General features: G+C 72.9%; 29 protein-coding genes, 1 tRNA gene, 1 pseudogene and 1 riboswitch. Of the genes and pseudogenes, 21 read left to right on the plus strand and 10 right to left on the minus strand.

The window, feature by feature from the left end; genetic code table 11:
* Nucleotides 1–50 precede the first annotated feature (50 nt).
* Complete coding sequence (locus QUE40_RS02590) at nucleotides 51–761, plus strand: SAM-dependent methyltransferase (RefSeq protein ID WP_289232240.1); 711 nt, start codon at nucleotides 51–53, stop codon at nucleotides 759–761.
* 248 nt (nucleotides 762–1,009) lie between these two features.
* The gene (locus QUE40_RS02595) at nucleotides 1,010–1,756 is read left to right on the plus strand and encodes an SDR family oxidoreductase (RefSeq protein WP_142004278.1); all 747 of its coding nucleotides are present in this window, start codon (nucleotides 1,010–1,012) and stop codon (nucleotides 1,754–1,756) included.
* A 69-nt stretch (nucleotides 1,757–1,825) separates the two neighbouring features.
* On the opposite strand, the gene QUE40_RS02600 is transcribed toward QUE40_RS02595, so the two are convergent.
* The 3 genes from QUE40_RS02600 to QUE40_RS02610 are packed head-to-tail and all read right to left on the minus strand — an operon-like array spanning nucleotide 1,826 to nucleotide 4,553.
* On the minus strand, nucleotides 1,826–2,491 hold the full coding sequence (locus tag QUE40_RS02600; protein WP_142004279.1) for a methionine ABC transporter permease: 666 nt from the start codon (nucleotides 2,489–2,491) through the stop codon (nucleotides 1,826–1,828).
* Nucleotides 2,491–3,558: a methionine ABC transporter ATP-binding protein gene (locus tag QUE40_RS02605; RefSeq protein WP_289232241.1), complete on the minus strand. Its 1,068-nt coding sequence runs from the start codon at nucleotides 3,556–3,558 to the stop codon at nucleotides 2,491–2,493. The genes QUE40_RS02600 and QUE40_RS02605 overlap by 1 nt, the downstream gene beginning before the upstream one ends.
* Nucleotides 3,555–4,553, minus strand: a complete 999-nt coding sequence (locus tag QUE40_RS02610; protein ID WP_289232242.1) for a MetQ/NlpA family ABC transporter substrate-binding protein — start codon at nucleotides 4,551–4,553, stop codon at nucleotides 3,555–3,557. The genes QUE40_RS02605 and QUE40_RS02610 overlap by 4 nt, the downstream gene beginning before the upstream one ends.
* An 18-nt stretch (nucleotides 4,554–4,571) precedes the next feature.
* Nucleotides 4,572–4,683: riboswitch (SAM riboswitch) on the minus strand.
* A 93-nt stretch (nucleotides 4,684–4,776) separates the two neighbouring features.
* On the opposite strand from QUE40_RS02610, the gene QUE40_RS02615 reads away from it, so the two are divergent.
* The 15 genes and pseudogenes from QUE40_RS02615 to QUE40_RS02680 all read left to right on the plus strand — a co-directional run bounded on the left by QUE40_RS02615 (nucleotide 4,777) and on the right by QUE40_RS02680 (nucleotide 18,154).
* Nucleotides 4,777–5,151: an NADH-quinone oxidoreductase subunit A gene (locus QUE40_RS02615; RefSeq protein ID WP_289232243.1), complete on the plus strand. Its 375-nt coding sequence runs from the start codon at nucleotides 4,777–4,779 to the stop codon at nucleotides 5,149–5,151.
* A gap of 56 nt (nucleotides 5,152–5,207) precedes the next feature.
* Nucleotides 5,208–5,744 (plus strand): NADH-quinone oxidoreductase subunit B, encoded by a 537-nt coding sequence (locus QUE40_RS02620; RefSeq protein ID WP_289232993.1) that lies wholly within the window; start codon nucleotides 5,208–5,210, stop codon nucleotides 5,742–5,744.
* Nucleotides 5,741–6,265: an NADH-quinone oxidoreductase subunit C gene (locus QUE40_RS02625; RefSeq protein WP_289232244.1), complete on the plus strand. Its 525-nt coding sequence runs from the start codon at nucleotides 5,741–5,743 to the stop codon at nucleotides 6,263–6,265. The genes QUE40_RS02620 and QUE40_RS02625 overlap by 4 nt, the downstream gene beginning before the upstream one ends.
* 5 nt (nucleotides 6,266–6,270) lie before the next feature.
* Entirely contained in the window at nucleotides 6,271–7,227 is a 957-nt protein-coding gene (locus QUE40_RS02630; protein ID WP_289232245.1) for a complex I subunit 1/NuoH family protein, read from the plus strand.
* Between the two features lie 91 nt (nucleotides 7,228–7,318).
* Nucleotides 7,319–7,957 carry a NuoI/complex I 23 kDa subunit family protein gene (locus tag QUE40_RS02635; protein WP_289232246.1) on the plus strand — a complete coding sequence of 213 codons (639 nt, stop codon included), beginning with the start codon at nucleotides 7,319–7,321 and terminating at the stop codon, nucleotides 7,955–7,957.
* A complete protein-coding gene (locus tag QUE40_RS02640) occupies nucleotides 7,954–8,484 on the plus strand; it encodes an NADH-quinone oxidoreductase subunit J family protein (RefSeq protein WP_289232247.1) in 531 nt (176 codons plus the stop codon). Before QUE40_RS02635 ends, QUE40_RS02640 begins: the two co-directional genes overlap by 4 nt.
* Nucleotides 8,481–8,789, plus strand: coding sequence for an NADH-quinone oxidoreductase subunit NuoK (gene nuoK, locus QUE40_RS02645; RefSeq protein WP_142004288.1), 309 nt, complete (start codon nucleotides 8,481–8,483; stop codon nucleotides 8,787–8,789). Before QUE40_RS02640 ends, nuoK begins: the two co-directional genes overlap by 4 nt.
* Complete coding sequence (locus QUE40_RS02650; RefSeq protein ID WP_289232248.1) at nucleotides 8,786–10,789, plus strand: NADH-quinone oxidoreductase subunit 5 family protein; 2,004 nt, start codon at nucleotides 8,786–8,788, stop codon at nucleotides 10,787–10,789. Before nuoK ends, QUE40_RS02650 begins: the two co-directional genes overlap by 4 nt.
* Nucleotides 10,790–10,794: 5 nt before the next feature.
* Nucleotides 10,795–12,312, plus strand: a complete 1,518-nt coding sequence (locus tag QUE40_RS02655; RefSeq protein WP_289232994.1) for a complex I subunit 4 family protein — start codon at nucleotides 10,795–10,797, stop codon at nucleotides 12,310–12,312.
* Nucleotides 12,309–14,018, plus strand: coding sequence for an NADH-quinone oxidoreductase subunit N (locus tag QUE40_RS02660; RefSeq protein ID WP_289232249.1), 1,710 nt, complete (start codon nucleotides 12,309–12,311; stop codon nucleotides 14,016–14,018). Before QUE40_RS02655 ends, QUE40_RS02660 begins: the two co-directional genes overlap by 4 nt.
* Entirely contained in the window at nucleotides 13,994–14,863 is an 870-nt protein-coding gene (htpX, locus tag QUE40_RS02665; RefSeq protein WP_289232250.1) for a zinc metalloprotease HtpX, read from the plus strand. The genes QUE40_RS02660 and htpX overlap by 25 nt, the downstream gene beginning before the upstream one ends.
* Nucleotides 14,864–14,884: 21 nt before the next feature.
* Complete coding sequence (locus tag QUE40_RS02670) at nucleotides 14,885–15,250, plus strand: gluzincin family metallopeptidase (RefSeq protein ID WP_289232251.1); 366 nt, start codon at nucleotides 14,885–14,887, stop codon at nucleotides 15,248–15,250.
* Nucleotides 15,199–17,388, plus strand: coding sequence for an aminopeptidase N (gene pepN, locus QUE40_RS02675; protein WP_289232995.1), 2,190 nt, complete (start codon nucleotides 15,199–15,201; stop codon nucleotides 17,386–17,388). The genes QUE40_RS02670 and pepN overlap by 52 nt, the downstream gene beginning before the upstream one ends.
* Nucleotides 17,385–17,639: pseudogene (locus QUE40_RS18810) on the plus strand (serine hydrolase); the annotation flags it as partial. The gene pepN and the pseudogene QUE40_RS18810, both read left to right, overlap by 4 nt.
* A gap of 101 nt (nucleotides 17,640–17,740) precedes the next feature.
* On the plus strand, nucleotides 17,741–18,154 hold the full coding sequence (locus tag QUE40_RS02680; protein WP_289232252.1) for a serine hydrolase: 414 nt from the start codon (nucleotides 17,741–17,743) through the stop codon (nucleotides 18,152–18,154).
* A gap of 6 nt (nucleotides 18,155–18,160) precedes the next feature.
* Here the strand turns inward: QUE40_RS02680 and QUE40_RS02685 are convergent, their stop codons facing one another.
* From QUE40_RS02685 to QUE40_RS02700, 4 genes are all read right to left on the minus strand, one after another.
* On the minus strand, nucleotides 18,161–18,619 hold the full coding sequence (locus tag QUE40_RS02685; protein WP_350227055.1) for a MaoC family dehydratase: 459 nt from the start codon (nucleotides 18,617–18,619) through the stop codon (nucleotides 18,161–18,163).
* Nucleotides 18,619–19,377, minus strand: coding sequence for a 3-oxoacyl-ACP reductase FabG (fabG, locus tag QUE40_RS02690; protein WP_289232253.1), 759 nt, complete (start codon nucleotides 19,375–19,377; stop codon nucleotides 18,619–18,621). The genes QUE40_RS02685 and fabG overlap by 1 nt, the downstream gene beginning before the upstream one ends.
* Before the next feature lie 76 nt (nucleotides 19,378–19,453).
* Nucleotides 19,454–20,254: an SDR family oxidoreductase gene (locus tag QUE40_RS02695; protein WP_289232254.1), complete on the minus strand. Its 801-nt coding sequence runs from the start codon at nucleotides 20,252–20,254 to the stop codon at nucleotides 19,454–19,456.
* A gap of 2 nt (nucleotides 20,255–20,256) precedes the next feature.
* The gene (locus QUE40_RS02700; protein ID WP_289232255.1) at nucleotides 20,257–21,012 is read right to left on the minus strand and encodes an SDR family oxidoreductase; all 756 of its coding nucleotides are present in this window, start codon (nucleotides 21,010–21,012) and stop codon (nucleotides 20,257–20,259) included.
* Nucleotides 21,013–21,149: 137 nt separating this feature from the next.
* On the opposite strand from QUE40_RS02700, the gene QUE40_RS02705 reads away from it, so the two are divergent.
* Complete coding sequence (locus tag QUE40_RS02705; RefSeq protein ID WP_142004299.1) at nucleotides 21,150–21,749, plus strand: TetR/AcrR family transcriptional regulator; 600 nt, start codon at nucleotides 21,150–21,152, stop codon at nucleotides 21,747–21,749.
* 101 nt (nucleotides 21,750–21,850) lie between these two features.
* Here the strand turns inward: QUE40_RS02705 and QUE40_RS02710 are convergent, their stop codons facing one another.
* Nucleotides 21,851–22,354, minus strand: coding sequence for a YajQ family cyclic di-GMP-binding protein (locus QUE40_RS02710; protein WP_289232256.1), 504 nt, complete (start codon nucleotides 22,352–22,354; stop codon nucleotides 21,851–21,853).
* 112 nt (nucleotides 22,355–22,466) lie between these two features.
* Between QUE40_RS02710 and QUE40_RS02715 the strand changes: the two genes are divergently transcribed.
* Both QUE40_RS02715 and QUE40_RS02720 read left to right on the plus strand, forming a co-directional pair.
* Nucleotides 22,467–22,550, plus strand: a tRNA-Tyr gene (locus QUE40_RS02715).
* 65 nt (nucleotides 22,551–22,615) lie between these two features.
* Nucleotides 22,616–23,263, plus strand: a complete 648-nt coding sequence (locus QUE40_RS02720) for an IMPACT family protein (protein WP_142004308.1) — start codon at nucleotides 22,616–22,618, stop codon at nucleotides 23,261–23,263.
* Here QUE40_RS02720 and QUE40_RS02725 read toward each other — a convergent pair.
* Both QUE40_RS02725 and QUE40_RS02730 read right to left on the minus strand, forming a co-directional pair.
* Entirely contained in the window at nucleotides 23,251–24,126 is an 876-nt protein-coding gene (locus QUE40_RS02725) for an endo-beta-N-acetylglucosaminidase H (protein ID WP_289232257.1), read from the minus strand. The two genes, QUE40_RS02720 and QUE40_RS02725, sit on opposite strands and share 13 nt — an antisense overlap.
* A gap of 145 nt (nucleotides 24,127–24,271) precedes the next feature.
* On the minus strand, nucleotides 24,272–24,643 hold the full coding sequence (locus tag QUE40_RS02730) for a VOC family protein (RefSeq protein ID WP_142004310.1): 372 nt from the start codon (nucleotides 24,641–24,643) through the stop codon (nucleotides 24,272–24,274).
* A gap of 115 nt (nucleotides 24,644–24,758) precedes the next feature.
* On the opposite strand from QUE40_RS02730, the gene QUE40_RS02735 reads away from it, so the two are divergent.
* Complete coding sequence (locus QUE40_RS02735) at nucleotides 24,759–26,198, plus strand: MFS transporter (protein WP_289232258.1); 1,440 nt, start codon at nucleotides 24,759–24,761, stop codon at nucleotides 26,196–26,198.
* Nucleotides 26,199–26,211: the final 13 nt, after the last annotated feature.

Here is a 26,211-nt window from a genome sequence, read left to right on the forward strand (position 1 = left end):
TCGTGCATCAGTGAACGATCTGCGGAGGGAGGCCAGGACATGATGGACGCGTGACCGAACCTGCCTCTCGCCGCTACGAGTTCATGGCGGTTCACGACGTCGTACGCCCCGCGCCGCCTGAGCCGGTCCCGCTCGACCTGCTCGCCCTGCGTCCGGGATCCTGGGTCGCCGACCTGGGGGCGGGATCCGGGCGGATCGCCCACCGGCTCCTGCTCGAGCACCCCGAGGTGAAGGTGCTCGCCATCGAGAGCGACGGCACCCAGCGGGCGCTGCTCCGGCAGAGCTTGGCCTCGATGCCGGCGGCCGCCGGGCGCATCACGGTGTGCCCGCAGCCGTTGCCCGACCTTCGTGCGCCCGCCCCTCTCGACGGAGCCGTGGTGCTGAACTTCCTGGCCTTTCTGCCCTGGGCCGAGCGGCCGAGGCTGTGGGCGGCGCTGCGCGAAGCGATGAATCCTGGCGGGAGGGTTCTCCTGAGCCGGGCGTTCGGGCCGTCATGGGAGACCCGGCCAGAGACGCTTGCGGAGAGTGTGTGCGTCGGTCTGGATGGCTACGAGCGCTTCTTCTCCGCCGAGGCGCTCCCGGACGGGGTCGTTCGGCTGACGCACCGGTACGTGGTCACCCTCGACGGCGTACTCGTCGACGAGTGGACCGAGACGCAGGACGTGCCGAGCGGTGACGAGATCCGGGTCGTCGCGCAGGTCGAAGAGTGCTTCTCGGTCGAGGAGGCCAGCCCCGGCTTCCTCCTCCTCACGGCGGACTGATCCACCTCGCCCGCCGCCCGCATTTCGTGCATCAGTGAACGATCTGCGGAGGCGGGCCGCGGGATTCCGGGAGGCGCGCCGCATTTCGTGCATCAGTGCACGATCTGCGGAGGCGGGCCGCGGGATTCCGGGTAGGCGCGCCATATTTCGTGCACCAGTGAACGAAATGCGGCCGGTCGGGCGGGCCTGGACCGCGAGGGCTGCCGGCCGGTCGGCGGGCGCGTCGCCGGCCCGGCATGATGAGGCGCATGAGCTCTCACACCGGACGCAAGGCCCTGGTCACCGGCGGCGCCAACGGCATCGGCGAGGCGGCGAGCCGGGCGCTCGCGGCCCAGGGTGCGACGGTCGTCGTCGCCGACCGCGACCAGCAGCGCGCCAGCACCGTCGCGGCCGAGATCGGCGGTCAGGTGTGGCCGATCGACCTGCTCGACACCGACGGCCTCGCGGGGCTGCGCCTCGACTTCGACATCCTCGTGAACAACGCCGGCATGCAGGTCGTCGCGCCGATCCAGGACTTCGACGTCGCGGCGTTCCGGCAGATCCAGCGGCTCATGGTCGAGGCGCCGTTCCTGCTCGTGCGCGCGTGCCTGCCCCACATGTACGACCGCGGCTGGGGCCGCGTCGTCAACGTCTCCTCGATCCACGGGCTGGTGGCCTCGCCCTACAAGTCGGCCTACGTCACCGCCAAGCACGCCCTCGAAGGCCTCAGCAAGGCCACGGCGCTCGAGGGCGGCCCGCACGGGGTGACGAGCAACTGCATCAACCCGGCGTACGTCCGCACGGCCTTGGTCGAGGGGCAGATCGACGCCCAGGCGCGGGAGAACGGCATCAGCCGCGAGCAGGTCGTCGGCGACGTCATGCTCGCCAAGTCGGCGATCAAGCGGCTCATCGAGCCGGCCGAGGTGGGCGCGCTGATCGCCTACCTCGCCAGCGACGAGGCCTCGATGATCACCGGTTCGTCGTACGCCATCGACGGCGGCTGGACCGCCGGCTGACCGACCCGCCGGCTGACCGATCAGCCGGCCGACCGGTCGGCCGGCTGACCGACCCGCCGGCCGAGATCGCTAGCGCCGCATGACCTTTCGCGACAACGCGTTGCCGGAGAACTGCGCGAGCTGCACCAGCACGATGATCACCACGACCGCCACCCCGGTGACGACCCAGTTGAACCGCTGATAGCCGTACGTGATCGCGAACTGCCCGAGTCCGCCGCCACCGATGGCCCCGGCGATCGCGGTCATGTCGACCACGGCCACGAGCGCGAAGGTGTAACCGAGCACCAGCGGCCCGAGCGCCTCGGGCACCAGCACGGTGCGGATGATCCGCCAGGGCGAGGCGCCCATCGCCTGCGCCGCCTCGATCACGCCGGGGTCGACGGCCACGAGGTTCTGCTCGACGATGCGCGAGATCCCGAACGTCGCGGCCAGCGCCAGCGGGAACAGCACGGCGCGCGTGCCGACGGTCGTGCCCATCACCTGCAGGGTCAGCGGCCCCACGGCGGTGATGAAGATGATGAACGGGATCGGGCGCACGATGTTGACGATCACGTTGAGCACCGTGTGCAGCCCGCGGTGGGCGAGGATGCCGCCGGGCCGGGTGGTCACGAGCAGCACGCCGAGCGCGAGCCCGAGCGCCCCGCCGACGAGCACAGTCACGCCGACCATCAGCAGCGTCTGCAGCAGGGACTCCTGCAGCAACGGCCCGAGCTGGGCCCAGTCGGTGCTCCCCATCAGGCCGACACCTCCTGCAGCGGTTCGCCCGCCGTACGTCCGTGGTCACCGGCCTCGTCGACCGCACCGATGCCGCGCAGCTCGGCGACCATCCGCTCCACCGCGTCCGGCTCGCCGCGCAGGCTCAGGGTGAACGTCGCGAGCGCCTCCTCCTTCATCGAGGTCACGCCGCCGTGCACGATCTCCAGCTCGACGCCCTGCTCGCTGGCGCGGCCGAGCACCGCGCCGAGGCTGCGGCCCGCGGCCACGGTGACGGTGACGATGCGCCCCCGGTGCCGCGTGCGCAGCTGCGCGAGGTCGTCGGCGTCGGGCACCGCGTCGAGCGTGGCGCCGACGAGGCGCCGGGTGGCCCCGGCCGTCGGGTTCGCGAAGATGTCGCGCACCGGGCCGAGCTCGGCCAGGCGCCCCGACTCCAGCACCGCCACCCGGTCGGCCAGGCTGCGCACGACCTCCATCTCGTGGGTGATCACGACGATGGTGATGCCGAGCTCCTCGTTGACGCGGCGCAGCAGCGCGAGCACCTCGCGCGTGGTGTCCGGGTCGAGCGCGCTGGTCGACTCGTCGGCCAGCAGGATCGGCGGGTTGGTGGCGAGCGCCCGGGCGATGCCCACGCGCTGCTTCTGCCCGCCGGACAGCTCCTCCGGGTAGGCCCACGCGCGCTCGGTCAGCCCGACGAAGTGCAGCAGCTCGGTGATCCGCCGATAGATCTGCTCCGGCTTCCACCCGGCGACCTCGAGCGGGTAGGCGACGTTGCCGTACACCGTGCGCGAGCGCAGCAGGTTGAACTGCTGGAACACCATGCCGATGTCGCTGCGCAGCGCGCGGATCTGCTTGGGGCGCAACGAGTTCAGCTGCTGGCCCTGCACGGTGACCGTGCCGCTGGTCGGCAGCTCCAGCCCGTTGATCAGCCGCACGAGCGTGCTCTTGCCGGCACCGGAGAAGCCGATGACGGCGAACACCTCACCCCGGCGTACGTCCAGGGTCACCTCGTCCAGCGCCGTCACCTGCGACCCGCCCCGCGAGAAGGTCTTGCCGACCCGGTCGAGGCTGATGATCGACTCGCTCATGACCCCGCCACGTCCTTCTCGAGCCGGGTCAGGATGCTGCCGAGCTGGTCGGCGGGGCGGTCGACGACGACCGACGTGCCCTTGGACTGCCGCTTCACCGCGGCGACGACCTCGGGGGAGTGGTAGAGCTGGGCGATCTTGCGGTAAGTCGGGTCGTCCTTGTCCTCGGCGCGGGCGACGACGACGTTGATGTAGGGCTCGGCCGCCTTGCTCTTCGGGTCGTCCTGGAACAGCGCCGACTTGGGGTCGAGGTTGCCGTCGAGCGCGAAGTTGTTGTTGACGACCGCGCCGTCGACCGACGGCAGCGACGCGACGGTCTGCGCGGCGTCGACCGGCTGCACCGTGACCTTCGAGGCGGCACGGTCGATGTCGGCCGGGGTCGACAGCGCGTTGCCGCCGCCCTTGAGCCTCAGCAGCCCCGCCTGCTGCAGCACGAGCAGCGCCCGCGCCTGGTTGGTGGGGTCGTTGGGGATGGCGATCTTGCCGCCCTGCGGGATCTGGTTCAGCGCCGTGTGCTTCTTGGAGTACAGCGGCAGCGGCACGACCTGGGTCGACCCGATCGGGGTGAGGTCCTGGTTGTCGTTGCTGTTGTAGCTCGCGAGGAACTGCAGGTGCTGGAACAGGTTGAGGTCGGTCTGCCCCTGCGCCAGCGCGGGGTTGGGCTGGGTGTAGTCGGAGAACGACACGAGCTTGATCTCGATGCCGTTCTCGCGGGCCAGCCGCTGCAGCGGCGGCCACCACTCCGCACTCGCCTCGGTGGTGCCGATGGTGACCTCGCGCGGCTCGTCGGCCGAGGCGCTGCCGCCGTCGTCCGCGGTCGCGCGGCCCAGGCCGAACCCGGCCGCCAGCGCGACGACGAGGCCGCCGGCGGTGATCGCCGTGCGCACACCCCGCCCGCGCGACCCGGGGTACGGCGGCAGCGGCGGGATCTGGCCCGTCGCGTCCGCGCCGGAAGAGGGGAAGACATGTCGGACGCACTCCTCGAGAAACTGCACGCCAGGATCACTGGCGCGCGAATGTGCTTGTCCGACAGGGCTGTCGGACCGGGTCTCACCTGGAGCACCCCGCCACATCCGTGAGGGTTGCCGCCCAGCCAGCCAGGGCTTGTCGCTGGGTCTCTCGACCGCCGTCCACGTTATGCATCGCATAAGGAGAGGTCAAAACGAGCGGGGGTGACCTCCCTCACCGACCGGCAGCGGATCGTTAGGCTCTGGTCCCGTGAAGGGTCCTCTCGTCGGCTATCTCGTCGTCGTCGCCGTCGCGCTCGCCGGAGTGCTGCTGTTCGGTGCGGCGATGCTGATGCGTCGGCTCCTGGCGCCGGTGTCGCAGACGCCCGCCCGGCTGACGACGTACGAGTCCGGCGTCGACCCGGTCGGTCAGGGCTGGTCCCAGTCGCAGGTGCGCTATCTCGGATTCGCTTTCCTCTACGTCGTTTTCGCGGTCGACGCGGTCTACCTCTTCCCGTGGGCGACGGTGCTGCGTGACGCCGACCTCGGGGTCGCGAGCCTGGTCGAGATGGGCATCTTCATCGGCGTGCTGGTCGTGGGGCTCGCGCACGCCGCGCGCCGCGGCCTGCTGAGGTGGACCCCGTGACCGTCGACCTGCCCACCCCGCGCGTCGGCCCGCTCCAGGCCGCCGCGCCCAAGCCGATGCGGCTGATCCTCAACTGGGGGCGGCGCTACTCGCTGTGGGTCTTCAACTTCGGACTCGCCTGCTGCGCCATCGAGTTCATCGCCGGCAGCATGGCGCGGCACGACTTCATCCGGCTCGGCGTCATCCCGTTCGCCCCCGGCCCGCGCCAGGCTGACCTGATGGTCGTCTCGGGCACGGTCACCGACAAGATGGCGCCGGCCGTGCGCCGGCTCTACGACCAGATGCCCGAGCCGAAGTACGTCATCTCCTTCGGCGCCTGCTCCAACTCCGGCGGCCCCTACTGGGACTCCTACTGCGTCACCAAGGGCGTCGACCAGCTGATCCCGGTCGACGTCTACGTGCCCGGTTGCCCGCCCCGCCCCGAGGCGCTGCTGCACGGCATCCTCGTGCTGCAGCAGCAGATCGCCGAGGAGCGCCTGACCACCCGGTCGTACGCCGACCGGCGCCGCTTCGCCGGCGCGGTCACCCGCCCGCTCGTGCGCCGGGACCAGCCGGCCGAGCCGACCGAGCCGCCGCAGGGCGACCCGTCATGAGCCTCGACGCCGAGCGGCGGGACTGCCCGCCGCAGGAGTGGTACGCCCTCCACGAGCAGCTGCGCGCCGAGGGCTTCGCGTTCTTCGACTTCCTCACCGCCGTCGACGAGACCGACCGTGACGAGGGCGGTCTCGACGTCGTGAGCCACCTCTACGACGTCACGCCCGGCGCGCTGCGGTCGGTCCTGGTGCGCACCCGCGTGCCGGAGACCGAGCCGCTGCGCAGCCTCACGACGCTGTGGCGCGGCGCCGCCTGGCACGAGCGCGAGACGCACGAGATGTTCGGCCTGGAGTTCACCGACTTCGACGACGGCAGCCGGCTCGGCATCCGCCCGCTGCTGCTCCCCGAGGGCTTCGAGGGGCGGCCGCTGCGCAAGGACTTCGTGCTCGCCGCGCGCGTCTCCAAGCCGTGGCCGGGCGCGAAAGACCCTGGGGAGTCGGGCGATTCGCCCGCGCCCCGCCGCGGCCGCCGCAAGAACCTGCCGCCCGGCGTGCCCGACACCTCGTGGGGGCCGCGGTGATGGAGATGACCTGGCTCGAGGCCGGCGTGCGCGCCGCGCTCGTGCTCGTGGCCTTCCTGGTGCTGCCGTTGCTCGTCGGCCAGACCGAGCACAAGGTGATGGCCCACATGCAGGGCCGCCTCGGCCCGATGCACGCCGGCGGGTTCCACGGCTGGGCCCAGCTGATCGCCGACGGCGTGAAGTTCACGCAGAAGGAGGACATCGTCCCGGCGGCCGCCGACCGATGGGTCTTCCGGGCCGCGCCCGCGGTGGCGCTGGTGGCGTACCTCCTCGCGATGGCCGTCGTGCCGTTCTCGCCGACCCTGGTCGGCGCCGACGTGCCCGCGAGCCTGCTGGTGCTGCTGGCCGTCTCGGGCGTCGGCGCCCTCGGCACGCTGATGGCCGGCTGGGGCTCGGGCAACAAGTACGCCCTCGTCGGCGCGATGCGCTCGGCCGCCCAGCTCGTCAGCTACGAGCTGCCGCTGATCCTGGCCTGCGCCTCGTTCGCCCTCGCCGGCGGCACCCTCTCGCTCACCGGAATCGCGCACGCGTGGACGCCGTGGTGGCTGCTGTGGCAGGCACCGGCGGCCCTGGTGCTGCTGGTGGCGGCGACCGCCGAGCTGCAGCGCCCGCCGTTCGACATGCCCATCGCCGACTCCGAGGTCGTGATGGGCCCCTACACCGAGTTCACCGGGCTGCGCTTCGCGTTCTTCCTGCTCGCCGAGTACGCCGGGATCGTCGTGATGTCGCTGCTGGTCGCCGTGGTCTACCTCGGCGGCTGGACGGGCCCGTTCGACGGCGCGCTCGGCTGGCTGTGGACGCTGCTCAAGGGGTTCGCGGTCGCGCTGCTCATCATCTGGATGCGCGTGTCGTGGCCGCGGCTGCGCGAGGACCAGCTGCAGCGACTCGCCTGGTTGGGCCTGGTGCCGCTGGCCCTGGTGCAGCTGGCGATCACCGGCGTCGGCGTCGTCCTCACCGCGTGATGTCCGTTCTCGGAGCGGCTGCTAGGTCACGTCCCTCCTGGCCGGTAGCGTGCGAGCGTTCCCGAAGGAGCCACCTCGGACGGATCACGTGATGCCTGGGCCCAGCAACCGACGCAGCCTCGTCCCGGGCCTCGTCAAGGGCATGGCCACCACCGCCCGGACGATGGCCCGACCTGCGCACACCCACCAGTACCCCGAGCGCCAGCCCGACCTGGCGCCGCGCACCCGCGGCGTCATCGCGCTGCTCGCCGAGAACTGCACCTCGTGCATGCTCTGCGCGCGCGAGTGCCCCGACTGGTGCATCTACATCGACTCGCACAAGGAGACGATCCCCGCCGGCCCCGAGGGCGGGCGCGACCGCCAGCAGAACGTCCTGGACCGGTTCGCGATCGACTTCAGCCTGTGCATGTACTGCGGGATCTGCATCGAGGTCTGCCCGTTCGACGCGCTGTTCTGGAGCCCGCACTTCGAGTACGCCGAGCACGACATCCGCGACCTGCTGCACGAGAAGGAGCAGCTGGAGGAGTGGATGCCCACCGTGCCGCCGCCCCCGCCGCTCGACCCCGGCGCGGCCGAGCCCACCGAGGCCCTCGCCGCCCGCAAGCCGGCGCGCGGCCCCCGCGTCATCCGTACGTCCGCCTCGCCCGAGGACCCGAAGGCCGGCGACGCCAAGACCGGCGAGGCCAAGACCGACCCGACGTCCGACGACCACAGGGCCGGCGACGCATGACGACGCACGACGTCTTCTTCGTGCTCGCCGGGTTGGTCACCGCTGGCGCTGCCGTGCGCGCCGTCACCACCAAGCAGCTGCTGCACGCCGCGCTGTGGCTCGTGGTGAGCCTGGGCGCGCTGAGCGGCTGCTACCTCGTGCTCGGCGCCGAGCTCGTGGCGCTGGTGCAGCTGATCGTCTACGTCGGGGCGATCGTCGTGCTGGTGATCTTCGCGCTCATGCTCACCCGCGCCCCCACCGGCCCGACCACCGCCCACGACACCAGCCCGCTGACCCGCCTCGCCGGCCTGGTCGTCGCCGCGGGCACCGGCGGTCTGGTCGCGGCGGTCCTGATCAGTGCGTACGCCGGCCGCGCCGACGTGCGCTCGCCCGGCACCGAGGCGCTCGCGACCCGGCTCTTCGGCACCTGGGTGTGGCCGTTCGAGCTGTTGTCGCTGCTGCTGCTCGTCGGGCTCGTGGCCGCGCTCGCGATGTCGCGGCTGCAGGTCGCCGCCACCCCCGAGGAGCTCGCGGGGGAGGAGCGGTGATCCACCTGCAGCTGCCGCTCGTGCTGGTCGGCGTCCTGGTCGCCACGGGGGTCTACGGCATCGTCGCGCGCCGCAACGCGGTGCTCATGCTCATCGGCGTCGAGCTGCTGCTCGCCGCAGCCGGCCTGCTGCTGGTCACCATGGGCGCCGCCCGGCCCGACCCGCTGGTCGCCGGCCAGACGCTCACGATCTTCCTCATCACCATCGCCGCCGCCGAGATCGCCGTCGCCCTGGCGGCCGTCGTCGCGGTCTACCGCGCGCGCGGCGACGTCGACCTGACCCGACGCGGCGAGGACGACGCGTGAACCTCGCCGTCGCCGGGCCGCTCCAGCCGAGCCACCTGGCCGTCCTCGCGCCGGCCGTGGGCGGTCTGCTGACCCTGCCGCTCGTGCGCCGCAGCGGCCGCGCCACCGCGGTGATCGCGCTGCTCGCCGCGCTCGTCGGGATGGCCGCGGCCGGGGTGCTGCTCGCCCAGCAGGTCACCGGCGTCGCCGTCACCGGGCCGCAGACCATCGGGTCGCTGCCGGTCGGACCCGCCCTCGACGTCCCGCTCCGGCTGCAGGTCAACCGGTGGAACGTGCTGGTCGCGGCGGCCGTCGCGGTCGTCTCGTTCGCGGTGCAGGCGTTCGCCCGGTGGTACCTGTGGACCGACCCGCGCTACCGCCAGTTCGCCGCGACCGTGGGCATCTTCACCGCCGGCATGCAGCTTGTCGTGCTGTCCGGCGACCTGCTGCTCACCCTCGTCGGCTGGGAGCTGATGGGCTGGTGCTCCTACCTGCTCATCGGCCACGACTCCGCCCGCGAGAAGGCGAGGCGGGCGGCGTACAAGTCGTTCCTGGTCACCCGGCTCGCCGACGCGCCGCTGGTGCTCGGGTTCGCGCTGCTGGCCACCAGCGCCGGCACCACGTCGATCCCCGCGGTGGTCGCCTGGTTCACCGAACCCCCGCTGGCCGGCGCGCAGACGGTGCTCACCGTCGCGATGCTCGGCGTCGTGTGCGGCGTGCTCGGCAAGAGCGCCCAGCTGCCCTTCCAGGACTGGCTGCCCGACGCGATGGAGGGTCCGACCCCCGCCTCGGCGCTCATCCACGCCGCGACGATGGTCGCCGCGGGCACCGTCGTGCTCGCCCACCTGCTGCCGCTGCTGCACGCCGCCCCGGTCGCCCGCAACGTGCTGCTCGTGCTGGCCGGCGCCACCGCCGTGCTCGCCGCGGCCCTGGCGTTCTTCCAGGACGACCTCAAGCGGCTGCTCGCCTGGTCGACCGTCAGCCAGGTGGGTCTGATGCTCGTCGCGCTGACCGTCGTGCCGAGCACCGCCGGCCCCGACCTGGCGATCATGCACCTGGTCAGCCACGCCGCGTTCAAGGCGTTGCTGTTCCTCATGATCGGCTGGCTCACCGTGCTCGTCGGCGGCACCGTCGTGCAGCGCATGTCCGGCGGCATCCGCCGATACCCGCAGACCCGCACCCTCCTCGCGATCGGGCTGCTCGCGCTCGCGGGCGTGCCCCCGACCGTCGGCTTCGTCAGCAAGGACCTGATCCTCGACGAGGCGGCCAAGCACGCCGCCGACGGCGCCCGCTCGGCGGCCCTCGGGTTCGCGGTCGTCGCGCTGACCACGGTCCTGACGGCGGCGTACGCCATGCGCGCCTGGCTCGTCGTCCAGCACCGCACGGTCTTCGAGCGGCGCTCGCTCGACACCAGCGTCGAGGACAGCCGGGTGGTCGCCGACGTCGGCATCGTCGAGCTGCTGCGCGACGCGCCGCAGGTCGACGAGTTCGGGCACGAGGCCGAACCCGCGGTCGAGTCCGACCCGCTCGAGGACGAGCCCGAGCCCACCGCCCTCGGCCGGCTCGGGCTGGTCGCGCTCGGCGCCGCGAGCCTGCTCGGCGGCGCGCTGGTGGTCACGCCGCTGCTGGACATCGAGTGGCAGCAGCCCAACTGGCTGCTCGTCGCCGCGGCGCTGCTGCTCATGCTCGCCGCCGCGCTGCTGGTGCGGGTGATGTCGTTGCGCACGCGCTACGGCGACGCCGCCGAGCACACCCCGCTGCGGTGGCGCTCGGCCGCGAGCCGGGGCCTCGGCGTCGACGGCCTCTACGTCGCGCTCGTCGCCCGGCCGGTGCTGGCGCTGGCGCGCCTCGTCGCGGCCGGTGAGCGGCAGCTCGACACGGGCGTGAGCGGACTGTCCTCTGCCGCAAGGAGACTCGGCGACTCCGGGGAGAGCCTGCACCGGCGTACGCCCTCGTCCGGGTTGGTCGCGATCCTCGCCGGAGCCCTGCTCGTCGCGCTCCTGGGGGTGGCGCTGTGGTGATCGCCATGGTGGCGGCCGTGCTCGTGCCGCTCGTGGTCGGCGGTGCGCTGGTGTGCTCCGATCGGATGCCGCGCCCGGTGGGGCAGCGCACCGCGTCGGCCGTCGCGCTCGCGGCGGCGGTGGCCTCGGCCGCGTGCGTCGGCGTGACGCTGGTCGACCGGCCGGTGCTGGACCGCCCGTGGGTCACCGCGGTCGGGATGCGGCTGCACCTCGGCGTCGACGGCATCAGCGCGCCGCTGCTCGCGCTCACCGCGGTGATCGGCGTGCTCGTGGTGCTCTACGGCATCGTGCGCCCACCGCAGGCCCGCTACGGCACCTACCTCGGGTGCCTGCTCGTCGTCGTCGGCGCCGCGCTGCTCACCTTCCTCGCGCGCGACGCCGTGCTGTTCTTCCTCGCGTTCGAGATCGTGCTCGTCCCGATGTGGTTGCTCATCAAGGGTTTCGGCGATCCGGCGACGCTCGACGCGGCCGCGGCGCGGTTCGTGCTCTACACCGTGCTGGGGTCGACGCTGATGCTCGTCGGCATCCTCGCGCTGACCTTCGCGGCCGGCACCGCCGACCTCACCGAGCTCGCCCGCACCCGCGGCTCCGCGCTCGGCACGACCCAGCAGACGATCGTCGCGGCGCTGCTGCTCGTCGGCCTCGGCATCAAGGTGCCGCTCTTCCCGTTCCACTCCTGGCTTCCGGCCGCCCACACCGCCGCGCCGACGACCGGGTCGGTGCTGCTCGCCGCCGTGCTGCTCAAGATGGGCACGTACGGCGTGGTCCGGCTGGCCGTCGGCGCCGTGCCCGACGGGTTCGCCCGGCTCGCGCCGGTGGTGGGGGTGCTCGCGGTGGTCGGGATCCTCTGGGGCGGGCTGGTCTGCCTCGTCGAGCGCTCGCTGAAGCGGCTGATCGCCTGGTCGTCGGTCGCCCACATGGGATTCGTGATGCTCGCGCTCGCCGCGGGCGGCACCCTCGGGGTGCAGGCCGCGCTGCTGGGCAACATCGCCCACGGGGTGGTCTCGGCGCTGCTGTTCTTCGTCGTCGGCGGGCTCAAGGACCGCTGGCACGGTGACGACCTCGACACCGCCCGCGAGGGGCTGCGCGACGTGCGTCCGCGGCTCGGGCTCGCACTCGTCGTCGGGATGGCCGGGTCGCTGGCGCTGCCCGGGCTCGCGACCTTCTGGGGCGAGGTGCTGACGATCCTCGCCGCCTGGGACCCCGCGCCCGGCCGGCCCGAGACGCTGTTCGGGTGGCTCGCGGTGCTCGCGGCGCTCGGCGGCGTCCTGGCCGCGGCGTACGCGCTGCGGGTGCTGCGCATCGTCTGGGCCGGCGGCGGCGCGACCGGGGCCGCAGCGGGCGACCCGCGCAGCGACGCCGACGAGACGGTCGTCGCCGAGTCGCTCGACGCCGGCGGCGCCGAGTGGGTCGTGCTCTCGGTGCTCGTGGTCGCCGTCCTGGCCGTGGGCGTCCTGCCCTCCGTCCTGCTCGCGATCAGCGAGCCCGACGTGCTGCGGATGCTCGGGGAGGTGGCCCGGTGAGCGTCACGCTCGACTACGCCGCGCTCGCCCCGGTGCTGGTCCCGGCGCTGGGTGCGCTGCTCGTGCTCGTCGTGGATGTCGTACGTCCTCGGCTGGGTGCCGCGCACTGGGCGCTCGCCGCGGTCGTGCTCTTCGCGGGCGCCGCGACCGCCGTGCCCGGGCTGCTTCCCGGCGCCGCCGAGCGGCGCACGATGTGCCTGTCCGACACCAGCTGCCTCTACGTCGTCGACCGGCTGGGCGCGGTCATCCAGGTCAGCGCGCTGGTCTCGGCCGGCGTCATCGCGCTGCTCGCCCTGCCGGTCCCGGCGCCGCGCGAGCGCGCACCCGTGTCGGTCGCGATGCTGCTCGCCTCGACCGCCGGCGCCACCGGGGTCGCCGCCGCGCGCGACCTCGGGTCGTGGCTGGTGCTGCTGGAGCTCGCCACCCTGCCGACCATCGCGCTGGTCGCCCTGCGGGCCCGGCGCTCTGCCCTCGACGGGGCGCTGACCCTGCTGGTCACCTCGCTGGTGTCGTTCGCGCTGCTCGCGATGGGCGCGGCGCTGTGGTTCGCGGCCACCGGGTCGCCGCTGCTCGATGGCGACGCGGTGCTGCGCGCGGCCGGCGAGCCGGAGACCCGGCGGGTGCTCGCGCTCGCCGTCGTCGTGCTCGTCGCCGGGCTCGGCTTCAAGCTGTCGCTGGTGCCGTTCCACGCGTGGACGCCCGAGGCGTACGCCGGGGCGTCGGTGCCCGTCGGCGGCTTCCTCGCGACCACGTCCAAGCTGGCCGCGCTCGGGGCGCTGCTCGCGGTGCTGCGCGGCGTGACCGCGCTCGGCGAGGGCGCGCTGGTGGCCGTCGGGATCGTCGCGGCGATCACGATGACCGTCGGCAACGTGCTGGCGCTGCGCGAGCGCTCGACGCTGCGGCTGCTGGCCTGGTCGACCGTCGCGCAGGCCGGCTGGGTGGTGCTGCCGCTCGCGACCGTCGCGCCGGGCGCGGTCAAGGCCGCCACCGGATATCTGTTCGTCACGAGCATCGCGACCCTGGTGGTGTTCGCCGGGGTCACCCTCGTCGCCCACGCCGAGGGCCGCGGCCGCATCCGCGACCTGACGACGCTGCGCGGGCTGTTCCGCCGCCGCCCGGTCGCCGCGCTCGCGATCTCGCTGGGGCTGCTGACGCTCGCGGGTCTGCCGCCCGCCGTGCTCGGGCTGGTGGCGAAGGTGCTGGCGCTGCGGCCGGTGGTGGTCGGCGAGCTGTGGTGGCTGGCCGTGGTCGCCGCGCTGAACGCCATGCTCGGCGTAGCGGTCTACCTGCGGGTGGTGCTCGCGATGGCCGGCCGCTCCGACCCCGACGCCGTCCACGACCGCCCGCACCCGCTGCACCTGGCCGTGGTCGCCGTGAGCCTCGTCGCGCTCGCGGTGATCAGCCTGGCCCCCAGCTGCCGCTGGGCCTGCTCGACTGACCCGCGCCGGACGTACGGCACCGCCCGGCCCTGCGAGCCCGGCGCACGGTTGGGCGGTGCTCCGCGGGAGGGTGCGCCCTGGCGCACGGTTGGGCGGGGGTCCGCGAGGGCGTACGTCTGTGCACGGTTCGGCGGTGCTCCGCCGGGGGTGCGCCCTGGCGCACGGTTCGGCGGTGGTCCGCGAGGGCGTACGCCGTCCGCGAGGCCGGGAACAACGTGGGGCTCCCGGCTCGTTCACGGGGCATGCACAACCATTTCAACGGCCTGAAGACCGCTGCCCTGTTCGGGGCGATCTTCGCCGTGCTGCTCGGCGTCGGCGCCGTGATCGGCGGCGCGAGGTATCTGTGGATCTTCGCGCTGGTCGGTGTCGCCATGACGGCGTACGGCTACTGGAACAGCGACAAGATCGCCATCAAGGCGATGCGTGCGCAGCCGGTGAGCGAGGCGCAGGCGCCGGAGATGTACCGCATCGTGCGCGAGCTGTCGACCAAGGCCGGCAAGCCGATGCCGCGGCTGTACATCTCGCCGACGTCGGCGCCGAACGCCTTTGCGACGGGCCGCAACCCGCAGAACGCCGCCGTGTGCTGCACCGCCGGCATCCTGGAGCTGCTCGACGAGCGGGAGCTGCGCGGGGTGCTCGGCCACGAGCTGATGCACGTCTACAACCGCGACATCCTGACCTCCTCGGTCGCCGCGGCGATCGCCGGCGTCATCACCTCGATCGCGCAGATGCTGATGTTCCTGCCGATGCTCGGCGGTGGCGGCAACAGCGACGACCGCCCCAACCCGCTCGCGCTGATCGCGATGGCGCTGCTCGCGCCGTTCGCCGCGATGCTCATCCAGATGTCGATCAGCCGCACCCGCGAGTACGACGCCGACGAGGACGGCGCGAAGCTCACCGGCGACCCGCTCGCCCTGGCGTCGGCGCTGCGCAAGCTCGAGCAGGGCGTCGCCGCGCGGCCGCTCGCGCCGGAGCCGCAGGTGGTCAACGCCTCGCACATGATGATCGCCAACCCGTTCCGCGCCCAGGACGTCTCCAAGCTGTTCTCCACCCACCCGCCGACCGCCGAACGCGTCGCGCGGCTGCAGGGCATGGCGGGCTACCGCGGCTGACCCGGGTGGCAGCATGAGCGTGTGTCCTCGCTCACCATCGCTGAAGCCCGTGGCCGTGCCGACCTGATCGGCGTCGCCGGATACACCGTCCACCTCGACCTCGACCAGGGCGACGAGACGTTCGCATCGCGCGCCGAGATCCGTTTCACCGCAAGCAGACCCGGCGCCAGCACGTTCCTCGACGTCGACGCGCGCGAGGTCTCCTCGATCACCCTCAACGGGCGCTCGATCGACCCCGCGACCGTCGCCGACCGGCGCGTGGAGCTGCCCGGCCTGCAGGCCGACAACACCGTCGTCGTCGAGGCGACGATGGCGTACAGCAGGTCGGGGAGGGCCTGCACCGCGCGGTCGACCCGGCCGACGGCGAGGCCTATGTCTACGGCATGAGCTTCCTCGACGCCGCGCCGTCGATCTTCGCCTGCTTCGACCAGCCCGACCTCAAGGCGCCGTACGACGTCACCGTCCACGCGCCGCAGGGCTGGACCGTCTTCGGCAACGGCGCGACCGAGCAGACCGGGCCGCAGGACTTCCGGCTCGCGACCACCAAGCCGCTGGCGACGTACTTCGTGACGGTGTGCGCCGGGCCCTGGGCCACGCTGCGCGACGAGCACGACGGGATCCCGCTGTCGATCAGCGCCCGGGCCAGCCAGCGCGACCTGCTCGAGGCGCAGGCGCCGCAGATGTTCGAGGTCACCAAGCAGTCGTTCGACCACTACCACCGGCTGTTCGGCGTGCGGTACGACTTCGGCGACTACGACCAGCTGTTCGTGCCCGAGTTCAACGCCGGGGCGATGGAGAACCCCGGCTGCGTCGTGCACTCCGACAGCATGATCTTCCGCGGCGGCATCAGCCGCGCGCAGCTGCTCGGCCGGTCCAACACCATCGCGCACGAGATGGCGCACATGTGGTTCGGCGACATGGTCACGATGACCTGGTGGGACGACCTGTGGCTCAACGAGTCGTTCGCCGAGTACATGTCGCACCGCTGCCTGGCCGAGTCCACCGAGTTCACCGAGGCGTTCGTCGACTTCGGCGCCAGCCGTAAGGCGTGGGGCTATCGCGCCGACCGGGCCCCCTCGACCCACCCCGTCGCCGGCGCGCCCGCGCCCGACGCCCACTCCGCGCTGCAGAACTTCGACGGCATCTCCTACGCCAAGGGCGCCTCGGTGCTGCGCCAGCTCATCGCCCACATCGGCGACGACGCGTTCGTCGTCGGGGTGCGTGACCACATCGAGCGCCACCTGTACGCCAACGCGGGCCTGGCCGACTTCATGTCGGCGATGGAGCGGGCCAGCGGCCGCGACCTGACCGCCTGGCAGCAGGCGTGGCTCGGGACGGCCGGCACCGACGTGGTCGCCGTGCACCTCGAGCGCGACGGCGACCGGGTGACCGGCGCGACCGGGACGCGGCACGCGCCGGTGGAGCGGCCCGCCGACCGGCCGCACACCTTCGACGTGGCCGGATACTCCGGTGGCGATCGGGTGCTGCAGGCCGACCTGACCGCCGAGCGCGACGAGCAGCAGGTGCCCGAGCTGGTGGGGCAGCGCGTGCCGGAGCTGCTGATCCCGAACGCCGCCGACCTCACCTGGGCCGAGGTCCGGCTCGACGACGCGACCCTGGCGGCCCTGCCCGAGCAGCTGGCCGGCGTGCCCGACGGGTCCGCCCGCGCCGTCGCCTGGTGCGCCCTCGACGCCGGCGTGATGACCGGCCGCGTCGACCCCCGTCTGCTGGCGGGCACCATCGCGCGCAGCTGGGGCCGCGAGAGCGACGACGGCATCCGTGCCGGCGTGGCGATGCGCATCGTGCCGCGGCTGCGCGCGTTCCTGCCCGCGGCCGAGGTGCCGGACGCCTACCGCGGCATCGCCGCCGCCGGGCGCGAGCTCTTCGACCGCTCCGCCGACGGGTCGCCCGACCAGCTGGCGGGCGCGCGGCTGGTCGCCGGGGCGAGCGACGACGTGCAGCTGCTCGGTCGGTGGCTCACCGGCGACGGCCTGCCGGAGTCGCTGCGCGACGACACCGAGCTGCGCTGGGCCGTGGCGCGGTCGCTCGCGCGCGTCGACGCCCTCGACGACGCCACGTTGCAGCGGCTCAGCGACGCCGACCGCACCATGCAGGGCGAGCTCGAGGGCATCCGCATCCGGGCGCTGCGGCCCACCGCCGAGGCCAAGGAGCAGGCGTGGGAGAGCCTCGCCCACGACGCCGACCTGTCCAACTACCAGCTCGTGGCGCACGCCGAAGGCCTTTGGGGCTCAGGCGATCCCGAGCTCCTGCGGCCGTACGTCGCGCGCTACTTCGCCGACGTCCCGCCCCTCGCCGAGCGGGTCACCGGCATGGCCCTCGGGCGAGTGGCGACCGCCGCCTTCCCGTGGCCGATGGTCGAGCAGGACACGCTCGACCGTTCGCGAGAGGCGCTGGCGCGCACCGACCTGGCCGACGACGTACGTCGGTCGATCGTGGACCAGTCGTTCCTGCTGGAGTGCGCGCTGCGGGCGCGCACGGCGTTCCCGGGTGGCGACACGCCATGACCGTGCGGTGGAGCGTGCTGGTGCAGCCGCTCGACGAGCCGTGGCCGTGGCTGGCGGAGGAGCCCGACGCCGTGCTGCGCACCGCCTCGGTCGGCAAGTGCCTGCTGCTGTCGGAGGTGGCGCGGCGCTGGGAGCGCGGAGACATCGACCCGGCGGCCCGGATCGCTTGGCGCAGCGAGGATTTCGTACGCGACTCGGGGTTGTGGCACGTGCTCGACCAGCGCGACCTCAGCGTGCTCGACGCCTGCCGGCTGGTGGGGGCGGTGAGCGACAACCTCGCGACCAACGCGCTGCTGCGCGAGGTCGGCGTCGCGCCCTGGCCGCGCTCGCGGCGCGCTACGCCCTGGCCCCGATGGCGCTGCTCGACCGGGTGCGCGACGACCGCGACCCCGCGCAGCCGGGGGTCGCCGACACGCTCTCGCGCGGCTCGGCCCGCGCCCTCGTGCGCTGGCTGCGGCTCACGCACGAGGGCGAGCTGCCCCGGCTGCCGCTGGAGTGGCTGGCCCTCGGCACCGACCTGTCGATGGTGGCCGGGGCGTTCGGGCTCGACCCGCTCGCGCACGCCGAGCCCGACCGCGGCCTGCTGCTGGTCAACAAGACCGGCACCGACGCCACCGTGCGCGCCGACATCGGGCTCGTGACCAAGCACGGCCGCACGGTGGCGTACGCCGTCGTCGCCGGATGGGAGCCCGGCGCCGACCCGCGTGACGACGTGCTCAGCCGGATGCGCGCCATCGGCGGCGCGATCCGCGACCGGTTGGGGTGAGGCGCCTCAGGGGACGACGACCGACAACGTCTCGGCGACGCAGGCGGGCTTGTCGGCGCCCTCGAGCTCGATGGTCACCTTGGTGGTGACGGTGAACCCCATCGAGGACGGCTCGACCGACACCAGCTCGACGCCGGCGCGCACGCGCGAGCCGACCGGCACAGGCGTCGGGAAGCGAACCTTGTTGGAGCCGTAGTTGACTCCCATCTTCACGCCCTCGACCTGATAGATCTGCCAGACCAGCATCGGGACGAGCGACAGCGTGAGGTAGCCGTGGGCGATGGTGCCGCCGAACGGGCCGTCCTTGGCCTTCTCGACGTCGACGTGGATCCACTGGTGGTCGCCGGTCGCCTCGGCGAACTGGTCGACCGCCTCCTGGGTGACCTGGTGCCAGTCGCTGTAGCCGAGGTGCTCGCCGACGACCTGCTGCAGCTCCTCGATGCCGTTGAACGTGCGCATGGTCATCAGTCCTTCGGCCCGCCGGCGACGTAGACCACCTGGCCGGACACGAACCCGGCGTCCTCGCTGGCGAAGAACGCCGCCATCGCGGCGATGTCCTCGGGGCGGCCGACTCGCTGCACGGGGATCTGCTGGGCCGCGGCCTGCTGGAAGGCCTCGAAGTCCATCCCGACGCGCTCGGCGGTGGCGGCGGTCATGTCGGTGACGATGAAGCCCGGGGCGATCGCGTTGGCGGTGACGCCGAACTTGCCGAGCTCGATCGCGAGCGTCTTGGTGAAGCCCTGCATGCCGGCCTTGGCCGCCGAGTAGTTCGCCTGGCCGCGGTTGCCCAGCGCCGAGGTGCTGGACAGGTTGACGACGCGGCCCCACTTGGCCTCGGTCATGTACTTCTGCGCCGCGCGGGTCATCAGGAACGCCCCGCGCAGGTGCACGCCGAGCACCGAGTCCCAGTCGTCGGTGGTCATCTTGAACAGCATGTTGTCGCGGATGATGCCGGCGTTGTTGACCAGCACCGTCGGGGCGCCGAGCTCGGTCGCGACCCGCTCGACGGCGGTGGCGACGGCCTCCTCGTCGGCCACGTCGCAGCCGACGCCGATCGCCTTGCCGCCGGCCGCGGTGATCTCGTCGGCCACCTGCTGGCAGGCGGCCTCGTCGAGGTCGAGCACCGCGACGTTCATGCCGTCGGCGGCGAAGCGCTTGGCCACGGCCGCGCCGATGCCGCGGGCGGCGCCGGTGACGATGGCAGTGCGTGTGGTCTCGGACATCCTTGCTGCTCCTAGGGATTCGCGGGTTCTGCTTCGGGTGTGGAGGTCTCGATACGGACTCGCCTAGCGGCTCGCCCTACTCGACCAGCTTGTGGGTGGTCTGGTCGACACGCTGCTGCAGGCGCTGCATCCCGCGCAACCACTTGTCGGTCTGCGCGCCGCGGAAGGCGAAGTAGTCCTTGACCTCCGGGTGCGGCAGGACGAGGAACTCCTCGGCCTCGACGGTGCGCACCAGCGCCTCGGCGACGTCGGCCGGCTGCAGCGCCCCGTCGTGCCCGATCACGTCGGCGAGCTCGCCGTCGCCCGGGCCGGGATACATGTCGGTGAGCACGCCCTGCGGGCAGATCGCGTGCACGGCGATCCCGCGATGGCCGTACGTCGCCGCCAGCCACTCCGCGAACGCCTCGGCGCCGTGCTTGGTGACGGCGTACGTCGGTTGGCCGAGGATCGTCAGCAGCCCGGCGGCCGAGGCGGTCACCACGAAGCGGCCGGACCCGCGCTCGAGCCAGCGGGGGACCAGAAGCTCGGCGGCGCGCACGTGCGCCATCACGTTGACCTGCCAGGAGTCGGCCCAGTCCTGCTCGGACGAGCCGGCCAGCCCCTCGCCGCGCGCGATGCCGGCGTTGCCGACCCACACGTCGATCTCGCCGAGGTGGTCGGTCGCGGCGTCGACGAGCGCGCGCACGCCCTCGGGCGAGGCGGCGTCTCCGGCCACCGGGTGCGCGCCCAGCCGGTCGGCGACCTGCTGCAGCGGCTCGGCCAGCACGTCGGCGACGACGAGGCGGGCGCCCTCGGCCTGCAGCCGCTCGGCGATCGCCGCCCCGATGCCGCGCGCGGCACCCGTGACGACGACCCCGGCGCCCCGCCAGTCCTGCATGCTCAGACGCCGCCGCGCAGCGTGATGCCGCCGTCGACCACCAGGGTCTGGCCGGTCGTCCAGGCCGCGTCGTCGCTCGCGAGGTAGGCGACGGCGGCGCCGATGTCCTCGGGCTCGCCCAGGCGCTTCAGCGGGTAGGGCTCGGAGACCTCTTCCTCCTTGCCCTCGTAGAGGGCCTCGGCGAAGCGGGTCTTGACCACGGCCGGCGCGACGGCGTTGACCCGGACGGTGGGTCCGAGCTCCATCGCGAGCTCCTCGGTGAGGTGGATGACGGCAGCCTTCGACACGCCGTACATCGCGATGCCGGGGGCGGGGCGCAGCCCCGCGATCGAGGCGACGTTGACGATCGAGCCGCCCCGCTCCTTCATCGACGCGGCGTACGCCTTCTTGACCCACTCGAGCGCGGCGATCACGTTGACCTCGAAGATCTTTCGCGACACCTCGACGTCGACGTCGAGCAGCGGTCCGAAGGCCGGGTTGATGCCGGTGTTGTTGACGAGCACGTCGAGCGAGCCGAACGTGTCGATCGCCGCCTTGATCGCCTCGTCCTGGTGGGCGGCGTCGTCGGCGCGGCCCGCGACGGCCAGCGCGACGTCGGGACCGCCGAGCTCGGCGACGGCGGCGTCGAGCGCCTCCTGCTTGCGCGCGGTGATGACGACCTTGGCGCCCTCGCTGACCAGGCGCTGGGCCACCGCGAGGCCGATGCCGCGGCTCGCTCCGGTGATGATCGCGACCTTGCCGTTCAACCGGTTGCTCACGCGTGCTCCTTCTGCCAGTGGCGGCTGGGAAATGCGACTAAGCGCTTGCTTAGCGTCCCGCATGGGGCCATGCTCGTCAATGGATTGCGGCATGATCCGTGCGGACCGACACGAGATCGCTCGAGGAAGGGGTGTCGATGGCACGCCAGACGCCGGCAGCTCGCCAGTCAGAGCAGGAGGCGCGCGAGCGGCTGGTCGAAGCGGCGCGAATCGCCTTCGGCAGCAACGGTTTCCACGGCACCACCACGCGACACATCGCGGCCGAGGCCGGCATGAGCCCGGCCGCCGTCTATGTCCACCACCCCTCCAAGGAGGCGCTGCTCTTCGCGATCTCGCGCGAGGGCCACCTGGCCTCGCTCGACGCGGTGAGCGACGCCGCCGCCTCCGCGGGCGCGCCGGGGGAGCGGGTGCGCGCGATCGTCCGGGCCTTCGTGCTGCGGCAGGCCGAGCACCACGACACCGCGCGCATCGTGAACTACGAGCTCGGCGCGCTCTCGCCCGAGCACCGTGCCGAGATCGACGTGCTGCGCCGCAAGATCCAGCAGACCCTGGTCGACGCCATCGTCGAGGGCGTCGACGCCGGCGCCTTCCCCGCCGTCGACCCCTCGCTCACCGCCACCGCGATCATGGGCATGTCGATCGACGTGGGCCGGTGGTACCGCGACGAGGGCACCTGGACCCCGCCCCAGGTCGCCGACCACCTGGCCGAGATGGCCGTACGCATGGTGCGCGCCTGACCCGCGCCCCCGTGCCGCTCGGGTCGATATCGACCCGGTCTGCCCGCTTCTCGCCCTCCGAACGTGTCGTTCGGGGTCGGTATCGACCCGATCTGCCCGGCTCAGCGGTAGTTCGTGAACTGCAGCGCCACGTCCAGGTCGGCGCCCTTGAGCAGCCGCTGCACCTCCTGCAGGTCGTCGCGCGACTTCGACGTCACCCGCAGCTCGTCACCCTCGATGCGCGCCTTGACCGACTTGGGGCCCTCGTCGCGGATCAGCTTGGAGATCTTCTTGGCGTTCTCCTGGCTGATGCCGTCCTTGAGCGAGGCGTCGAGGCGATGCTCCTTGCCCGACGGCTTCGGCTCCGGGTCGCCGTCGCCGCCGTAGTCCAGCGACTTCAACGAGACCCCACGCTTGACGAGCTTGGTCTGGAAGACGTCGAGCACCGCGAGGCAGCGCTCCTCGCTGTTGGCCTTCATGACGATCGCCTCGCCGGACCACTCGATCGAGGCGCCCACGCCGCGGAAGTCGTACCGCGTGGAGATCTCCTTGGCCGCCTGGTTCAGCGCGTTGCTGACCTCCTGCTTGTCGGTCTTGCTGACGATGTCGAACGAGCTGTCGGCCACGGGATCCTCCTGGACGATGACGGGTCGGCGGTCTGCGGGAAGTATGCCGGGCGCCGGGCGGGCGCCGATTGGAGCCCGGGGCGGGTTGGTTGCTATTCTCGCAGCGCTTCACGCCAGGTTGCCCGAGTGGCCAAAGGGAGCGGACTGTAAATCCGCCGCGCAAGCTTCCAAGGTTCGAATCCTTGACCTGGCACCAGCGCCGAAGGGCCTGACCGTCGCGGTCGGGCCCTTCGTGCGTCCGGCACCTCCCGGTCGGTCACCATGGACGGCGTGTACGCCACCCTCGCCCGCGGCGCCGACCTCACCGGCGAGATCGAGGTGCGCCGGTCGCGCTTCCGCGCCGTCGTGCGCCGGGTCGGCGACGAGGCCGCGGCCCGCGCGCTGGTCGAGGAGCAGCGCCGGGCCCACCGCGACGCCCGCCACCACTGCAGCGCCTTCGTGCTCGGCCCGCCGCCCAGCACCGAGCGCAGCAACGACGACGGGGAACCCAGCGGCACCGCGGGGGCGCCGATGCTGGAGGTGCTGCGCGGTCACGGCCTGAGCGACGTGTGCGCGGTGGTGGTGCGCTGGTTCGGCGGCACCCTGCTCGGCACGGGCGGGCTGGCCCGCGCCTACGCCGAGGCGGTCGAGACCGCGCTCGCCCACGCCCCGACCGTGCGCCGGGTGCGCCGCGAGCTGGTCACCCTGACCCTGCCGCACGCCGACGCCGGCCGGGTCGAGAGCGAGCTGCGCGCCCGCGACGTGCAGGTGCGCGACACGACCTACGGCGCCGACGGCGTACGCCTGCTGCTGGCACCCGCCGACGTCGCCGCGCTCACCGAGCAGGTGGCCGCCCTGACGGCCGGAGCCGTCGCGCCGGAACCGGCCGGCGCGACCTGGCTCGACCTGCCGCCGGGTCAGGGCGTGTAGACCGCGGCCTCGCCGTAGAGCTGCTGGGTGAAGCCGGAGACGTAGCCCGACTGGTCGCCCGCGCGCAGGTCGTAGGTGAGGAACATGCCGTAGCCCTCGCGCACCGTGCGCTGGGCGAACGACGCGGCCGTGCTGGCCGGGGTCTCCGACAGCTTGACCGCGGCGGGCGACAGCTGCGCCGCACCGAGCCCGGGCACCTGCGGCACGACGTACGTGCCGTAGATCGCGTTGCCGGAACCGGACAGGAACGCCCCGGCCTGCACCCCGTCGTAGACCGTGCGGGTCGTGACCGGGCCGTAGTAGTACAGGTGCAGGAACGCGTCCGGCAGCTCGGCGCGCAGCGCCTCGATGAAGTAGACGAACGAGAAGTCGTTCGGCTGGCCGGTGCCGTTGGCGCCGTAGCCGGCGTACTCGTCGTCGATGTCGACCCCGTCCAGGCCATACGCGCGGACGACGTCGGCCACCTCCCGCGCGAACGCGGCCGCCGCCTCGCGCGAGGGGAAGTTGCACACGCCCGCGCCCTGGTGGTTGCCGAGGATCGACAGCAGCACCTTGGTGCCGCGCTGCTGCAGCGGGCGGATCTGGGTGGCGGCCGCGTCGAGGGTGGCCTGCACCTGGGTGTTGAGGTGCACGTAGGCCTTGGTGCCGTCGTAGTTGATGTTGCCGGCGAAGATCACCGCCACGTCGAAGACGGGGGCGCCGCTGCTCGCCAGGGTGTACCTCCCCGCGTTGGCCAGGGCGTTGTCGTTGACCTCGACGTAGACCAGCGAGGTCGGCCCGGTCTTGCCCTCGACGGCGCGGGCGGCCGGGGCACCGAGCGGCACCAGCGGCAGGGCGAGCCCGGCGGCCGCGGTCTGCAGCATCCGGCGGCGGGTGAGGGGGAGGGGGTCTGGGCAGGCATGCGAACTCCTTCGCGAAGCGCGGTCAGTCCGGGAACTGTACCGGTTTAGCAACGGTCGCAGGGGGTTCCGCGACCCCGCTCCTGCCGCCGCGGGGCCCGGCGCGTGCTCAGTCCTTGTCGACCTCGGTGACGCCCTCGTAGAGCCCGATCTGGTTGCCGTCGGGGTCGACGAACGTCGCGAACCAGCTGGTCTCGCTGATCGGCGTCTTGTCCATGGCCACCTGGCCTCCGCCGGCCTTCACCTTCTCCAGCGTCTCGTCGATCGAGTCCACGACGACGTACGACCGGGGCTGGTCGAACCCGTCGCCGCGCGGGGCGAGCCCGCCCCCGCTGATGCCGTTGGGTGCCTGCCACATGGGGTAGCCCTCGAAGCCGGGGAGCTCGGCGATCTGCCAGCCGAACAGGTCGTGGTAGAACGCCGTCGCCCGCTGCATGTCGGTCACCGGGATGTCGAGGTGGGTGATGTCGCCGTGTGCCATGAGGCCCCCTTCGAGGAGTGCGGTCGCGGGGTCGCGCCCGTCGTTGACGACTCTGCTGCCCGAGCGCGTGCCGCGGCAACCGATTCGGCCAGGACCGGTGCTCTACGGTGCGCAGGTGAGCACCGAGCCCGCGCTGCTGCGCCTTGACCAACCGGCCGGCAGACGCCTGCTGGCCGCCGCCGTGCTGGGGTCGGGCATCGCCTTCCTCGACGGCACCGTGGTCAACGTCGCGCTGCCGCGCATCGGGGGCGAGCTCGACGCCGAGCTCGCCGGGCTGCAGTGGGTGATCAGCGGCTACACGCTGACCCTCGCGTCGCTGATCCTGGTCGGCGGGTCGCTGGGCGATCGCTTCGGCCGCAAGCGCGTATTCGCCTGGGGCATAGCGGGATTCGCGATCACGTCGCTGCTGTGCGCCATCGCCCCGACCATCCACACCCTGGTGGGCGCCCGGCTGCTGCAAGGGGTCGCCGCCGCGCTGCTGACGCCCGGCAGCCTCGCGATGCTGCAGGCCAGCTTCGCCCGCGCCGACCGGATGCGCGCGATCGGCGCGTGGACCGGGATGCTCGGCATCGCGACCGCCGGCGGCCCGGTGCTCGGCGGTTGGCTCGTCGGCATCAGCTGGCGCTGGGCGTTCGCGATCAACCTGCCGCTCGCCGCGATCACCCTGTGGCTGCTGCGCACCGCGCCGGAGTCGCGCGACGAGGAGGCCTCGGGCGAGCTCGACGTGCCGGGCATCCTGCTCGCGCCGATCGTGCTCGCGGGCCTCACCTGGGCGCTCACCGCCTGGCCCGACACCGGCGCGTCGGCGACCACGGTCGGCGCGGCCGTGCTGGGCGTCGCCGCCGCGGTGGGGTTCGTCGTGGCCGAGCGCCGGTCGCGGCACCCGATGGTGCTGCCGAGCCTGTTCACGAACAAGGTCTTCACCTCGATCAACCTGGTCACCCTGGCGATCTATGCGGCGCTGTCCGGCTCGATGGTGTTCGTCGCGCTCTTCCTGCAGGTCACCGCAGGGTGGACCCCGCTGGCCGCCGGCGCCGCGACCGTCCCGATCAGCGCGGTCATGCTGGTGCTCGCCTCGCGCTTCGGCGGCGTCGCGACGCGGCACGGCCCGCGCCTGCCGATGGTGGCGGGGGCGCTCCTGCTGGCCCTCGGGCTCGCCCTGCTGGCGCGCAGCCCCGACCAGCCGTCGTACGTCCTCGACGTCCTGCCCGGCATGCTCGCCCAGGGCCTCGGCCTGTCGATGCTCGTCGCGCCGCTGACCGGCACGGTGCTCGCGGCCGCGCCCGACTCGCACGCCGGCGTGGCCAGCGGCATCAACAACGCGGTATCGCGCACGGCCGGCCTGCTGGCCGTCGCCGGGCTGCCGCTGCTGGTGGGTCTCTCGGGCCGGGCCTACGCCGACCCCGCAGCCGTCGCCGACGCCTACCGTGCCGCGATGTGGTGGTGCGTGGGGCTGGTCCTGCTCGGGGCGCTGCTCACCGCCGTCACCCTCACCGGCCCGGCGGCGGAGCCCGCCGCGCAGCCGGCCGACGCCGATGGTGTCACTAACCCTTGACGTGACATCACTA

The organism is Barrientosiimonas endolithica (assembly GCF_030296655.1).
Taxonomy (GTDB): Bacteria; Actinomycetota; Actinomycetes; order Actinomycetales; family Dermatophilaceae; genus Barrientosiimonas; species Barrientosiimonas humi.